Raw genomic sequence first — 13,382 nt, 5'->3', positions numbered from 1 at the left:
CACACGCGCCCTGAGCCCCGGATGAGGGGTGTAAAGAACCTTCTTACCGGACGGACGGTGCCCACGACGAGTCCATTAGGTCCAAGGTCACATCTGACGACCAGAGAGCCACACGCGGATGACACGAGGCTGACGTCCGCCCCAAGAGCGCAGCACCGGGCCCACCACCGGGCCCGCAGCCAGGCACACCGCCACCGCTACGCGGGTAGACGCATGGACCACATCGTGAGATGCGCCGAAGATTTTCCGGCGTAAGTGCTGGACTTCCGCAGATGGTCCGGCGGCCAACGACGCTGCTGTGCCGACCTGATGCGGTTCGGGGGGTCACCCGTTATGCGATTTTGACATAGTCGCCACCTCGAATGGCGCAGTCCGAATGGCAAGATGCCGTAAACCCGCGAGGTCGTGACACCCGAAGGTGTGTGTTCCAGTCGACCCACCGGTGCTTCTTCATCTCTTCCCATCCGCCGGAGGACCCACGATGACCGCACGTTCCACCCGTCGTACCACCGCCGCGCACTCCCGTCTGGCAGCGGTGGGTGCGATCGCGGTCGCAGGCGCCCTGCTGCTCACCGGCTGCGGTGACCAGACCAAGGACAAGAGCAAGGACTCCGGCGCCTCCTCCGCCGGCGCCCCGCTCGGCAGCAAGCTTCCGGCCGACATCCGGAACAAGGGCGAGATAAAGGTCGGATCGGACATCGCGTACGCCCCCGTGGAGTTCAAGGACTCCTCCGGCAACGTCACCGGCCTCGACCCCGACCTCGCGGCCGCCCTGGGCAAGCAGCTCGGCGTGAAGCTGACCTTCGAGAACGGCACCTTCGACGGCCTGCTCACCGGTCTGCGCTCGGGCCGCTACGACATCGCGATGTCCGCGATGACGGACAACAAGAACCGCCAGCAGGGCGTCGACCCCGACACGGGCAAGAAGGTCGGCGAGGGCGTCGACTTCGTGGACTACCTGACCGCCGGCGTCTCGATCTACACGCGCAAGGGCGAAACCCAGGGCATCACCGGCTGGGCGGACCTGTGCGGCAAGAAGATCGCCGTCGAGCGCGGCACCGTCTCGGAGGACCTGGCCAAGCAGGAGGCCAAGAAGTGTCCGGGCGGCAAGAAGCTCTCCATCGAGCCCTTCGACGACGACCAGCAGTCCCAGACCCGGCTGCGCTCGGGCGGTGTGGACGCCGCCTCCTCCGACTTCCCGGTGGCCGCGTACGCGGTGAAGACCTCCGGCGGCGGCAAGGACTTCCAGACCGTCGGCCAGCAGGTCGAGGCGGCCCCGTACGGCATCGCCGTCTCCAAGGAGGCCACGCAGCTGCGCGACGCCCTCCAGGCCGCGATGAACGCGATCATCAAGAACGGCGAGTACGCGAAGATCCTCCAGAAGTGGGGCGCCCAGGACGGCGCCGTCAAGCAGTCCGTGATCAACGGCGGCAAGTGACCCGCGCAGACAAGCGGCCACCGAGAGGCAACACCCGTGACTGACAACGAGAAGACGGCCGGGGCGGCACCCGCGGCCCGACCGGAGGCCATCAAGGCCATCCCGGTCCGGCACTACGGACGCTACGTCACCGCCGTCGTGGCCATCGCGATCCTCGTCGCGATCATCTACGCCTTCGGCCAGGGCAAGATCAACTGGCATGCGGTGCCGGAGTACTTCTTCGACCACCGGATCATGACCGGTGTCGGCAAGACCCTCCTGCTGACCGTCCTGTCGATGCTGATCGGCATCGTCGGCGGCATCGTCCTCGCGATCATGCGGCTGTCGAGGAACCCGGTGACCTCGTCGATCGCCTGGTTCTACATCTGGTTCTTCCGCGGCACCCCGGTCCTGGTCCAGCTGTTCCTCTGGTTCAACCTGGGCCTGGTCTTCGAGTACATCAACCTGATGCCGTTCTACAAGGACTACTGGTCGAACTTCATGACGCCGCTGCTGACGGCGCTGCTCGGCCTGGGTCTGAACGAGGCGGCGTACATGGCCGAGATCTGCCGGGCGGGCCTGCTCGCGGTGGACGAGGGCCAGACCGAGGCGGCCCACGCGCTCGGCATGAGCCACGCCAGGACCCTGCGCCGGGTGATCATCCCGCAGGCGATGCGGGTGATCGTGCCGCCGACGGGCAACGAGGTCATCAACATGCTGAAGACGACCTCGCTCGTGGCGGCCGTCCAGTATCCCGAACTGTTCCGCTACGCCCAGGACATCGGCCAGAACTCCGGCGCCCCGGTGGAGATGTACTTCCTCGCCGCGGCCTGGTACCTGATCATGACGTCCATCCTGAGCGTCGGCCAGTACTACATCGAGCGGTACTACGCCCGCGGCTCCAGCCGCAGCCTGCCGCCGACCCCGTGGCAGAAGGTGAAGGCGAACATGTTCTCGCTGGGCCGGCCGAAGGGAGCGGTGAGCGCATGAGCGACGAGCTGAACAAGACCGAGAGCGCCGCCCCCGTGAAGAGCGGCGTCCCGATGGTCAGGGCGCAGGGCGTGCACAAGTCCTTCGGCCATGTCGAAGTGCTCAAGGGCATCGACCTGGAGGTGAAGCCGGGCGAGGTGTTCTGCCTCATCGGCCCCTCCGGCTCCGGCAAGAGCACGTTCCTCAGGTGCATCAACCATCTCGAGAAGATCAACGCCGGCCGGCTGTACGTCGACGGCGAGCTGGTCGGCTACCGCCAGCAGGGCGACAAGGTGTACGAGCTGCGCGACCGCGAGGTCGCCATGAAGCGCCGGGACATCGGCATGGTCTTCCAGCGCTTCAACCTGTTCCCGCACATGACGGCCGTGGAGAACGTCATGGAGGCGCCGGTCCAGGTCAAGGGGGCCGGCAAGGCGCAGGCCAAGGAGCGGGCCATGCAGCTGCTGGAGCGCGTGGGCCTGGCCGACCGGGCCGGGCACTACCCCTCGCAGCTCTCCGGCGGCCAGCAGCAGCGGGTGGCGATCGCCCGGGCGCTCGCCATGGACCCGAAGCTGATGCTGTTCGACGAGCCCACCTCGGCCCTGGACCCGGAGCTGGTCGGTGACGTCCTGGACGTCATGCGCGACCTCGCCGAGTCCGGCATGACGATGGTCGTCGTCACCCACGAGATGGGCTTCGCCCGCGAGGTGGGCGACAGCCTGGTCTTCATGGACGAGGGCGTGGTGGTCGAATCCGGCCATCCGCGGGACGTCCTGACCAACCCTCAGCACGAGCGGACGCAGTCGTTCCTGTCCAAGGTGCTGTGAGCAGGTGACGCGGCGAGGGGCGGTACGGATCTCCCGTACCGCCCCTCGCCGCCCTGCACGGTCTACTTCACGGCGAGCAGCAACGTGTCCGACGGCGAGCACCACACCGGCCGCGCCTCGCCGAAGCCCCGCGCCAGCAGTGTGCGCGCGTGCCAGGCGGCCGAGGGCGTGTCGCCGTCGGCGTGCTCGCCGTAGATCTCGAAGCGACGGGCGGTGGGCTCCGCGAGCACCGGGTCGGCCGCCGCCGTCCGCCACCACTCGGCCCAGTCGGCGACGCCGTCCCGCTTGGCCTGATCCATCCGGGCATGCCGCTGGGCGCGCTCGGCCGCGTTGATCCGGGGCGTGCCCTCGTCGATCATGTGGTCCGCGTTCATGAAGACACCGCCGTCGCGGACCAGCCCCGCGACCTGACCGTAGAGGGCCGCGAGGGGTTCGCTGTGCAGCCAGTGCAGGGCCGTGGCGGTGAGGACGGCGTCGTAGGAGCCGTAGGGCAGCCTCGCCGGCCACGCCGGGTCCTTGAGGTCGGCGGTGACGAAGGAGACCCGCGCGTCGCCCGCGAAGGTGCCGCGCGCGATCGCGAGCAGGGCCGGGTCGAGGTCGACGCCGGTGCTGGTCGCCTCCGGGAAGCGGGCCAGCAGCCGGGCGGTGATGCTGCCGGTGCCGCACGCGAGGTCGAGGACCCGCGGGGCCGTCCCGACCAGCGCCTCCACCATGTCGAGCATGATCCGGAACCGCTCCTCGCGGTCCGGCATGTACCACTCCTGCTGCCGGTCCCAGCTCTGCTGCCAGGCGGCCCAGTCGGTTCCCGTGCTCGTCGTCATCGGATCCGTCCCCCTTGCCCACAAGGCGTGCGTAATACCCTGGATGCACGACCGGCTGTTACCCGACCGCAGACACGACCATAGAGCGCCCCGGTAAGGACTACAAGTGGAACTGGCCTATTACTCGGATTACGCCGTCCGTCTCGTCAACAGCGAGGAGCCGGCGCGAGGGAAGGACTCCCTGACCTCGGTCGAGGCCGTCCGCGAGCTGTTCGGCGCCGGCAACTCCTCCACGGCCCGGCGCGCCACCGACGCCGACGTCACCCGCTTCCGCTCGGTGCGGGCGCGGCTGCGCGCCGTCTTCGAGGCGGCGGACCAGGACAACGAGACGCTGGCCGTGGACCTGCTGAACTCACTGCTCCTGGAGTTCCCGGTCAGCCCCCAGATCTCCGGACACGACTTCCGGGACGAGGACGGCCGCCCGCTGTGGCACATGCACCTGGCCGACCACCCGTCCAACCCCACCGCGGGCTACGCGGCCATCGCGGCGATGGGCCTGGCCTTCCACCTCACCGAGTACGGCGTCGACCGCCTGGGCCTGTGCGAGGCGGCCCCGTGCCGCAACGCCTACCTCGACACCTCCACCAACCGCTCCCGGCGCTACTGCTCGGACCGCTGCGCGACCCGCGCCAACGTGGCCGCCTACCGGGCCCGCAAGCGCCTGGAGGCCGACCGGTCGGGCAGCAGCGGCCGCGCGGCCGAGAAGACCCAGCGCGCCAGCGCCAGCGGCGAGCGCTGACCGGCGGGCCGCGGCCGGTACCTGAAGTACGCCTTGCCCAGGACCAGTTCGTCCGGCACGACCCCGTAGTCGGTGCTGTCCCCGCCCGCGTAGGGGTTGTCCCCGAGCACCCACCAGCCGCCCTCGCGCCGTTCCACGGCCCGCTTGACGACGAGCAGGTCCTGCTGGAACGGATGCCGCAGCACGACGACGTCCCCCGGCCGCACCACCGCCCCGTACCGCAGCAGCAGCCGGTCCCCGTGCCGGAGCGTGGGCACCATGGACGGTCCCGTCACCTCGGCCAGCCCGAACGGCGCCCCGGCCCTCCCCCGTTCGGTCTCCTGTGACAGCTCCGGCATCCCCGGCACCTCCCCGGTCCGTTCCTCCACCAGTCTCAGTCTCACCCTGGACTTTTGTCCTAAGCCCTAGGGGGCACCCGAGAAATCGCCTTCCTCAGGGAGTAATGTCGCACCTGAGAAGACGATCACGAGGAAGGAATGCTCCATGCTTTCCCGCCTGTTTGCCCCCAAGGTCAAGGTCAGCGCCCACTGCGACCTGCCCTGCGGCGTTTACGACCCGGCCCAGGCCCGCATCGAGGCGGAGTCGGTGAAGGCCGTGCAGGAGAAGATGGCCGCCAACGACGACGCCCACTTCCAGGCGCGTGCCACCATCATCAAGGAGCAGCGCGCGGAGCTCGCGAAGCACCACGTCTCCGTGCTGTGGAGCGACTACTTCAAGGCCCCGCACTTCGAGAAGTACCCGGAGCTGCACCAGCTGGTCAACGACACCCTGAAGGCCCTGTCGGCCGCCAAGGCGTCGACCGACCCGGCGACCGGTCAGAAGGCTCTGGACTACATCGCCCAGATCGACAAGATCTTCTGGGAGACGAAGAAGGCCTGAATCTCTTTGGTTGAGATGGCTGACAAGGCGCCCGGTCGGTTCGTCGACCGGGCGCCTGCTTGTCCGTGCACCGGCTCAGTGGAACTGCGGCACGATCAAGTAGATCCCGTACGCCACCACCGCCGCGCAGGCGAGGAAGCACAGGCCTGCCTGGGCGCGGCCGGCCGCGCCGCCTGCGCCGGCGCCGCCCGCGCCGTCGCGCGCGGCGTCGGCGCGGGACAGGCCGAGGACGCCGAGGGTGAAGACGACGACCACGGCGACCGTGACGCCGAGGCTGACCGCGGCCACGCGGCCGAGGGCGGACCAGTCGACATGCATGGGGGACTCCCGGGGGTTCAGGCGGCCGTGCCGACCTTGGTCGGGGCCGAGGTGCGAAGGGCGACCTCGTGGTGGTCGTTGACGTTGTCGGCGCGCACCGGGTTGCGGCGGGACGCGGCGACGATGACCCCGGCGAGGGCCAGGGCGACCAGCGCGATCACGGCCGTACCGACGTCGCCGCCGTGCTTGACGACGCTCGCCGCGAGGCCGCCGACCAGCGCCGCCGCGGGCAGCGTGATCAGCCAGGCCAGCACCATGCGGCCGGCCACGCCCCAGCGGACCTCCGCGAGCCGGCGGCCCAGGCCCGCGCCGAGGATGCTGCCGGAGGCGACCTGCGTGGTGGACAGCGCGAAGCCGAGGTGGGCGGAGGTGAGGATCACCGCCGTGGACGCGGTCTCGGCGGCGAAGCCCTGCGGGGACTGGATCTCCGCGAGGCCCTTGCCCATGGTGCGGATGATCCGCCAGCCGCCCAGGTAGGTGCCGAGGCCGATGGCCACGCCCGCCGAGCCGATCACCCACACCGGCGGGCCCGCGTCATGGCCGAGCGCGCCCGCCGAGATCAGGGTCAGCGTGATGACGCCCATGGTCTTCTGCGCGTCGTTCGTGCCGTGGGCCAGCGAGACCAGGGAGGCGGAGGCGATCTGGCCGAGCCGGAAGCCCTTCGTCACCGAGTCCTGGCGGGCGCGGGCGCTGAGCCTGTAGGCGAGGTAGGTGGCCACCAGCGCCGCGACACCGGCTACGACCGGGGAGACCACCGCGGGGAGGAGCACCTTCTCGACAACCTTGTCGAGGTGCACGCCGTGCGAACCCGCGCCGACCCAGACCGCGCCGATCAGACCGCCGAAGAGGGCGTGGGAGGAGCTGGAGGGGAGTCCGGCGAGCCAGGTCACCAGGTTCCACAGGATCGCCCCGACCAGCCCCGCGAAGATCATCGCTGGGCTGACCAGTGCGTCGTCCACGATCCCGCCGGAGATCGTCTTCGCGACCTCGGTGGACAGGAAGGCGCCGACGATGTTGAGGACTCCACTGACCAGGACCGCTATACGCGGTCTGAGCGCACCGGTGGCGATGGAGGTGGCCATCGCGTTCGCGGTGTCGTGGAATCCGTTCGTGAAGTCGAACGCCAGAGCCGTGACGATGACGACCGCCACGAGGAACGTGATGTGGTCCATTCCGCAAGGCTGACAAGGGCAGGCCAATGTACGGAGAACTGAAGGCGAACGGCGTGTCGAAGATGGGGGACTCTGTTGTGCGCTCGTGTGCGGAAACGTCGTATCTCCCGGTGTCAGTGCCCTGTGCCACGCTGTGAACGCGACCGTGGAGGCATCGATGACCGTGCTGGAGGACCTCAGACGGCTGCGCCGCGTGCGCGACCGGATGGATCGTGAGTACGCCGAGCCGCTGGACATGACCGAGCTGGCCCGGGGCGCCCACATGTCCCCGGGCCACTTCCAGCGCAGCTTTCGCAAGGCCTTCGGCGAGACGCCGTACAGCTATCTGATGACGCGCAGGATCGAGCGGGCCAAGGCACTGCTGCGCCGGGGCGACCTCACGGTGACCGAGGTGTGCCTCGCCGTGGGCTGTACGTCGCTCGGCTCCTTCAGCTCCCGCTTCACCGAGCTGGTCGGGGAGACACCGAGCGCCTACCGCGCCCGGGACCACGAGGAGAGCGCGGTGATCCCGTCCTGCGTGGCCCGTACGTTCACCCGCCCGCGCCGCAGACCGTACTGACCCCCCGGCACCTCGGCGTCCGCCCCGCCGTACCGTATCCCGTGTCCGCCCCGCCGCACCGAGTCCCGCGCGTCCGCGCCCGCACGGGCCTAGCGTGAGGTCATGGACGTGAAACTCAAGCAGTGCTTCATCTCGGTGGACGACCACGACAAGGCGCTCGCCTTCTACCGCGACGTGCTCGGCCTGGAGGTCCGCAACGACGTGGGCTTCGAGGGCATGCGCTGGGTGACGCTGGGCTCGCCGCTCCAGCCGGACGTCGAGATCGTGCTGGAGCCCCCGGGCGCGAACCCCGACGCCTCCCCCGCCGACCGGCAGGCGATGGCCGAACTGCTCGCCAAGGGCATGCTCCGGGGCGTCATCTTCACGACCGAGGACTGCGACGCCCTGTTCGAGCGGGTGCGCGAGTCCGGCGCCGACGTGCTCCAGGAGCCGACCGACCAGCCGTACGGGGTGCGCGACTGCGCCTTCCGCGACCCGGCGGGCAACCAGCTGCGCTTCCTCCAGCGGCCCGCGGAGTAGGAGACGGCAGCGGGCGCGGTGCATTCCCGGCGACGGTGCGGGAGTTCGCGCCTACACTCCGGGACATGATCATTCGCTGGACGTACGCCTTCGCCGACCGTCCCGCCGGCCGGCTGTCCGAGGCCCGCGCCTTCTGGACCGCGGTCACCGGCACCCGGCCGTCCGAACCCCGGGGCGAGCGGGGCGAGTTCCTGACCCTGCTGCCCGACCCGGCCACCGGGGCGGACGCGTGTGTGAAGCTCCAGGGGCTCGCCGAGGGGGACGGCGGCGCCCATCTCGACCTGTGCGTGGAGGACGTGCGGGAGTCGGCCGGGGCGGCCCGCGCCCTCGGTGCGGACCCGGTCGGGGACCACGGCGACCGGGCCGTACTGCGTTCCCCCGCCGGGCAGTTGTTCTGCCTGGTGCCCTGGCACGGCGAGGCGGTACGGCCGCCCGTGACGGCGGGCAGCCGGCTGGACCAGGTCTGCCTCGACATCCCGCCGTCCGCGTACGCCGCCGAGTCGGACTTCTGGGCCGCGCTGACGGGCTGGGAGCGGCTGGCCGGGTCCCGGCCGGAGTTCGAGACGCTGCGGCCGCCGGCGGGACTGCCCGTGCGGATCCTGCTCCAGCGGCTCGGCTCCGAGCGACCCGCCGCCGCCCATCTCGACCTCGCCTGCGCGGACATCCCCGCGGTCCGGGCCCGGCACGAGGAGCTGGGAGCCGTCCCGGTGTCGCACGGCCCGCACTGGTCGGTGATGCGCGACCCGGCCGGCGGCGTCTACTGCCTGACCGGCCGCGACCCGGAGACGGGCGGCCTGCCGACCGCTCACCGGGACGGCGGCGCGTAGAAGCACACGAGTGCGGCGTGCCCGGATGCCGTGCCCCGGTCGGCCGGCGAGCGCGGCGGGCACGCACCCGCGCCGGCGCGGTGACGGGCCCGTTCCGCCGGCGCACGCCCCCGCGCCCTCACCCCCAGGGCTGCACCTCCACCACCGCGTCGGCGGGCAGCGGCCCGTACACGTGCGGGAACTCCTCGCCGTCCGGCTCCATGGCCTCGTACTTCACCGGCACGCCGACCAGGGCCGGGTCCACGACGAGCACGACCAGTTCGTCCGGGCCGTCGTAGTCGCCGTAGAGGAAGGCGGCGACGCGCGGGAGCTGTTCGCGCGTGGAGAAGTGGATGAAGCCCTCTTCCTGAAGAGTGCGGCCGCGCGTGGACACCTCGTAGCTGCCGCGCTCGCGGGCCGCTTCCCACAGGGAGCGTTCGGTGATGTGGAAGATGGGGGGCAGTTTCGGCATGCGCTTACGGTACGGCGTCGGCGCTCCGGGACCATACGGCTCTCCGTCGACCCGCGCACAGCGGCGGGCCCCGCACACTGTGGGGATGTGCGGGGACCGCCTGACCGGAGCCCCGGTCGCCGCACGGGGTCAGGAGCCGCACGGCGACCGGGGTCCGGGGTCTCTCCGGCTGCCGCCGCGCGGGCGCGACCGGCCACGACGGCGCCGCAGCCGACCGACGGCACCTCGCGGCGCCTCCCCTCACGGCGCCCCCGGCGGAGCCCTACGCGCTGCGCCGGGTCACGAACTCGGCGAGCGCCAGCAGGCCTTCCGCCGCCTCCGGGCCGGGAACCGCGCGGGCCAGCTCCTGCATGGCGCGGGCCATCCGGTCGGCCGCCTCGGTCTGCGCCCAGTCCCGGCCGCCGGCCCGCTCCACGGCCAGCGCCGTCCGCGCGATGCCGTCGGCGTCCCCGGTGACGTACGGCGTGGCGTACAGCTCGGTCAGCTCGGCCGCCGCCTGCGTACCGGACGCGAGCGCCGCCACCACCGGCAGCGACTTCTTCCGGGCCGCGAGGTCCGCCCCGGCGGGCTTCCCGGTGCGCCGCGGGTCGCCCCATATGCCGATGACGTCGTCGATCAGCTGGAAGGCGAGCCCGGCCTGGCGGCCGAAGTCGTCCAGCGCGGCGACCTCCTGGGGCCCCGCGCCCGCGTACAGCGCGCCGAGGGCACAGGCGCAGCCCAGCAGAGCCCCGGTCTTCGCCTCGGCCATGGCCAGCACCTCGTCGAGGGTGACCTCGTCCGGTGCACGGTGTTCCAGGTCGGTGTCGGTGTGCTCCCCGGCGCACAGCTCCACCACGCAGCTCGCGAGCCGGGCCGCGGCCGGGCCGCCGGCCGGGTGCGGGTCCTCGGCGAGCAGCCGCAGGGCCAGGGCCAGCAGGGCGTCCCCGGCGAGGATCGCGTCGGTGTCGCCGAACACCGTCCAGGCCGTGGGGCGGTGCCGGCGGGAGGTGTCCCGGTCCATCACGTCGTCGTGCAACAGCGTGAAGTTGTGGACCAGTTCGACCGCCACCGCCGCCGGGACGGCCGCCGTGCGGGCCGCCGGGCCGCCGAGGGCGGCTGCCGCGGCCAGGACGAGCGCGGGCCTTATGGCCTTGCCGCCGCCCGCCTCCGCCGGGCTGCCGTCGACGTGCTGCCAGCCGAAGTGGTAGAGGGCGATGCGGCGCAGGGAGCCGGGCAGTGATTCGAGTGCCGCGCGCAGCTCGGGGTCGACCACGGCCCTGGTGCGCTCCAGCAGCGCCGCCGCCTCGTGGCCCTCCGCACCATCGGCCGGACCGCCGTCGCCGTTCTCCGCCCTGTCCTGCCCGCTCCGCCCGAGCTGGGCGTCCTGCGTCTTCTGCTTGGCGTGCGTGTCCCCCGGGGCCTCCCCCGCCGTGCCGGGGTGCGGCACGGCGGGGGAACGCTCTTCGGTCTCCGTCATGAACTCGGCCATGTCTCCCCCTCGCCAGGTCCCCGGACGCCGGCGTCGCCGGACCGACCGGGCACGTGTGCCGAGGGTCTACCCGCGCGGGCGGGCGGGAACACGGCCCCGAAGTGCGGAAACGTCACCCCCACCGGCCGATCTCGACGTTCTCCAGTACCCCGAGCGCGTCCGGCACCAGCACGGCGGCCGAGTAGTAGGCCGTCACCAGGTAGTTGATGATGGCCTGTTCGTTGATCCCCATGAACCGCACCGAGAGGCTCGGCTCGATCTCGTCCGGGATGCCCGACTGCCGCAGGCCGATCACGCCCTGCTCGTCCTCGCCGGTGCGCATCGCGATGATCGACGTGGTGCGCTGCTCGGTGACCGGGATCTTGTTGCACGGGTAGATCGGCACACCGCGCCAGGTCGGGATGCGGTTGCCGTTGACGTCGATGCTCTCGGGGACCAGGCCGCGCTTGTTCAGCTCGCGCCCGAACGCGGCGATCGCGCGCGGGTGGGCCAGGAACAGCTTGGTGCTGCGGCGGCGGCTGAGCAGCTCGTCCATGTCGTCCGGGCTGGGCACGCCGTCGTGCGGCTGGATCCGCTGGTCGTACTCGCAGTTGTTGAGCAGGCCGAAGTCGCGGTTGTTGATCAGCTCGTGCTCCTGGCGCTCCTTGAGCGCCTCGACCGTGAGCCGCAGCTGCTGCTCGGTCTGGTTCATCGGCTGGTTGTACAGGTCGGCCACGCGCGTGTGGATGCGCAGCACGGTCTGGGCGATGCTCAGCTCGTACTCGCGCGGGCTCGGCTCGTAGTCGACGAAGGTGTGCGGGATGTCGGGCTCGCCGGTGTGGCCGGCCTTCAGCTCGACCTCCTTCTCGCCGTACTTGTTGGTCCGCTGCTCGGGCACCGCGCGCAGCTGCTCCAGGTGCCCGCGCAGGCTGTCCGAGCGCTCCGCGACCTGCTCGAAGTCCTGGCGGCTGAGGATGAGCACGGTGGTGGGGGTGTCCGCGCGGACGGTGAACTCCCAGATGGCGTCCGGGTCCAGCAGCGCCGCCTCGCCGAAGTAGGCGCCGTCGGCGAGGACTCCGAGGACGGCGTCGTCGCCGTAGGGGCCGGTGCCGACCTTCGCGACCCTGCCGTGCGCCAGCAGGTACACCTCGTTGGCCGGGTTGCCGAAGTCGGCGATGACTTCCCCGGGAGCGAAGTCGCGCTGGCGGCAGCGCCGGGCCAGCTCCGACAGCACCTCCTCGTCGCCGTACGCGCGCAGGGCCTGCAGCTCGCCCAGTTCGGCCGGGATGACCTGGACCTGGTCTCCTGTCTTCACGAAGGTGATGCGGCCGTCGCCGACGGTGTACGCCAGGCGCCTGTTGACGCGGTACGTGCCGCCCTTGAGGTCCACCCACGGGAGCGTGCGCAGCAGCCAGCGGGAGCTGATCTCCTGCATCTGCGGAACGGACTTGGTGGTGGTGGCCAGGTTCCGCGCGGCCGCTGTCCCGAGGGACTGCTGCGGCTTGCCCTCGTCCGTGCGGACCTCTTCGCCTACCGACATAAGGAAATGTCCTCCCATGTATGGCTGGTGCCGGATCACACGGGCACCGGTCTCGGGACCGAGCCTTCCATCACGGAACGTGTCGTCGCCATTACCCGAAAGAGCGGGATTGGATCATCGGACGGCTGGGCATGAAAGGGGACCTCATACAGCTCACAGGTCCTTTCTGCACGTGCAGGCTGTCCGGATCGGCTCGCACAGCGCGCGAACGAGGTGTCCGGGACATCCGTTTTTCGGTAGGGGCCCGCCACAGGATGGAGCGAACACGAAGGAGGCGTTATGGCCCCACCCATGTCCGCGAGCACGTTTCTGGACGTTCTGCGGGCCGAGGGCGTCACGGTCGTCGAGGTCGGCGACTGGCGGCACCACCATCGCAACCACAAGGGCCCGTGGGGTCCGGTGCACGGCGTGATGATCCATCACACGGTGACCCGGGGCAGCGCGGCCACGGTGCGGCTCTGCCGGGACGGCTACCGGGCGCAGCCGGGCCCGCTGTGCCACGGCGTGGTCACCAAGGACGGCACGGTCCACCTGGTCGGCTACGGCCGTGCCGACCATGCCGGGCTCGGCGACGACGACGTGCTGCGCGCGGTGATCGCCGAGCGGACGCTGCCGCCGGACAACGCGGCGGACACCGACGGCAACCGGCACTTCTACGGCTTCGAGTGCGAGAACCTCGGCACCGGCGCGGACCCCTGGCCGGACGCCCAGCTGGAGGCGATCACGCGCGCGGCGGCAGCGGTGTGCCGGCGGCACGGCTGGACGGAGCGCTCGGTCATCGGGCATCTGGAGTGGCAGCCGGGGAAGGTGGACCCGCGGGGCTTCACGATGGACTGGCTGCGCACGCGGGTCGGGGGGCGGCTGAAGGGGTAGCGCCGGTGCGGCCGGGCAGCCGCG

Annotated in this window: 16 protein-coding genes; 9 read left to right on the top strand and 7 right to left on the bottom strand. The window is 71.1% G+C overall.

All coding sequences use genetic code 11. From position 1 onward, the window contains the following. Window positions 1-481: 481 nt before the first annotated feature. Genes BIV23_RS30630 through BIV23_RS30620 form a run of 3 tightly spaced genes read left to right on the top strand, consistent with a single transcriptional unit; the run spans window position 482 to window position 3,213 of the window. A complete protein-coding gene (locus BIV23_RS30630) occupies window positions 482-1,438 on the top strand; it encodes an ABC transporter substrate-binding protein (RefSeq protein WP_071384226.1) in 957 nt (318 codons plus the stop codon). 36 nt (window positions 1,439-1,474) lie between these two features. Next, window positions 1,475-2,407 carry an amino acid ABC transporter permease gene (locus tag BIV23_RS30625; RefSeq protein ID WP_071384225.1) on the top strand — a complete coding sequence of 311 codons (933 nt, stop codon included), beginning with the start codon at window positions 1,475-1,477 and terminating at the stop codon, window positions 2,405-2,407. Window positions 2,408-2,460: 53 nt separating this feature from the next. Beyond that, window positions 2,461-3,213: an amino acid ABC transporter ATP-binding protein gene (locus tag BIV23_RS30620; protein ID WP_071384257.1), complete on the top strand. Its 753-nt coding sequence runs from the start codon at window positions 2,461-2,463 to the stop codon at window positions 3,211-3,213. Window positions 3,214-3,275: 62 nt separating this feature from the next. On the opposite strand, the gene BIV23_RS30615 is transcribed toward BIV23_RS30620, so the two are convergent. After that, window positions 3,276-4,034: a class I SAM-dependent methyltransferase gene (locus BIV23_RS30615; protein ID WP_071384224.1), complete on the bottom strand. Its 759-nt coding sequence runs from the start codon at window positions 4,032-4,034 to the stop codon at window positions 3,276-3,278. Between the two features lie 106 nt (window positions 4,035-4,140). Here BIV23_RS30615 and BIV23_RS30610 point away from each other — a divergent pair, with 106 nt between their 5' ends. After that, entirely contained in the window at window positions 4,141-4,773 is a 633-nt protein-coding gene (locus BIV23_RS30610; protein ID WP_071384223.1) for a CGNR zinc finger domain-containing protein, read from the top strand. Here BIV23_RS30610 and sodX read toward each other — a convergent pair. After that, window positions 4,677-5,111 carry a nickel-type superoxide dismutase maturation protease gene (gene sodX, locus BIV23_RS30605; RefSeq protein ID WP_071384256.1) on the bottom strand — a complete coding sequence of 145 codons (435 nt, stop codon included), beginning with the start codon at window positions 5,109-5,111 and terminating at the stop codon, window positions 4,677-4,679. The genes BIV23_RS30610 and sodX overlap by 97 nt on opposite strands. A gap of 145 nt (window positions 5,112-5,256) precedes the next feature. On the opposite strand from sodX, the gene sodN reads away from it, so the two are divergent. Next, on the top strand, window positions 5,257-5,652 hold the full coding sequence (sodN, locus tag BIV23_RS30600) for a superoxide dismutase, Ni (RefSeq protein ID WP_071376501.1): 396 nt from the start codon (window positions 5,257-5,259) through the stop codon (window positions 5,650-5,652). A gap of 75 nt (window positions 5,653-5,727) precedes the next feature. Here sodN and BIV23_RS30595 read toward each other — a convergent pair whose 3' ends face one another. Together BIV23_RS30595 and BIV23_RS30590 are read right to left on the bottom strand one after the other, a co-directional pair. Next, window positions 5,728-5,970, bottom strand: a complete 243-nt coding sequence (locus tag BIV23_RS30595) for a hypothetical protein (protein ID WP_071384222.1) — start codon at window positions 5,968-5,970, stop codon at window positions 5,728-5,730. Window positions 5,971-5,987: 17 nt separating this feature from the next. Continuing rightward, window positions 5,988-7,142 (bottom strand): inorganic phosphate transporter, encoded by a 1,155-nt coding sequence (locus BIV23_RS30590; RefSeq protein WP_071384221.1) that lies wholly within the window; start codon window positions 7,140-7,142, stop codon window positions 5,988-5,990. 157 nt (window positions 7,143-7,299) lie between these two features. On the opposite strand from BIV23_RS30590, the gene BIV23_RS30585 reads away from it, so the two are divergent. The 3 genes from BIV23_RS30585 (at window position 7,300) to BIV23_RS30575 (ending at window position 9,047) form a co-directional block, all read left to right on the top strand. Further along, complete coding sequence (locus tag BIV23_RS30585; protein WP_071384220.1) at window positions 7,300-7,701, top strand: helix-turn-helix transcriptional regulator; 402 nt, start codon at window positions 7,300-7,302, stop codon at window positions 7,699-7,701. 102 nt (window positions 7,702-7,803) lie between these two features. Beyond that, complete coding sequence (locus tag BIV23_RS30580; protein ID WP_071384219.1) at window positions 7,804-8,220, top strand: VOC family protein; 417 nt, start codon at window positions 7,804-7,806, stop codon at window positions 8,218-8,220. Between the two features lie 65 nt (window positions 8,221-8,285). After that, a complete protein-coding gene (locus tag BIV23_RS30575; protein ID WP_071384218.1) occupies window positions 8,286-9,047 on the top strand; it encodes a VOC family protein in 762 nt (253 codons plus the stop codon). Window positions 9,048-9,165: 118 nt separating this feature from the next. Here BIV23_RS30575 and BIV23_RS30570 read toward each other — a convergent pair whose 3' ends face one another. From BIV23_RS30570 to BIV23_RS30560, 3 genes are all read right to left on the bottom strand, one after another. Next, the gene (locus BIV23_RS30570; RefSeq protein WP_071384217.1) at window positions 9,166-9,498 is read right to left on the bottom strand and encodes a DUF952 domain-containing protein; all 333 of its coding nucleotides are present in this window, start codon (window positions 9,496-9,498) and stop codon (window positions 9,166-9,168) included. 262 nt (window positions 9,499-9,760) lie between these two features. Then, a complete protein-coding gene (locus BIV23_RS30565; RefSeq protein WP_071384216.1) occupies window positions 9,761-10,966 on the bottom strand; it encodes a family 2 encapsulin nanocompartment cargo protein polyprenyl transferase in 1,206 nt (401 codons plus the stop codon). Between the two features lie 112 nt (window positions 10,967-11,078). After that, complete coding sequence (locus BIV23_RS30560) at window positions 11,079-12,485, bottom strand: family 2B encapsulin nanocompartment shell protein (protein ID WP_071384215.1); 1,407 nt, start codon at window positions 12,483-12,485, stop codon at window positions 11,079-11,081. Window positions 12,486-12,764: 279 nt separating this feature from the next. On the opposite strand from BIV23_RS30560, the gene BIV23_RS30555 reads away from it, so the two are divergent. After that, window positions 12,765-13,358 (top strand): N-acetylmuramoyl-L-alanine amidase, encoded by a 594-nt coding sequence (locus BIV23_RS30555; protein WP_071384214.1) that lies wholly within the window; start codon window positions 12,765-12,767, stop codon window positions 13,356-13,358. Window positions 13,359-13,382 lie beyond the last annotated feature (24 nt).

The sequence above is a fragment of the Streptomyces monashensis genome (assembly GCF_001866665.1).
Lineage (GTDB): Bacteria > Actinomycetota > Actinomycetes > Streptomycetales > Streptomycetaceae > Streptomyces > Streptomyces monashensis.
The sequence above is the reverse complement of the archived record's forward strand: the minus strand, read 5'-3'. Positions and strand labels throughout refer to the sequence as shown.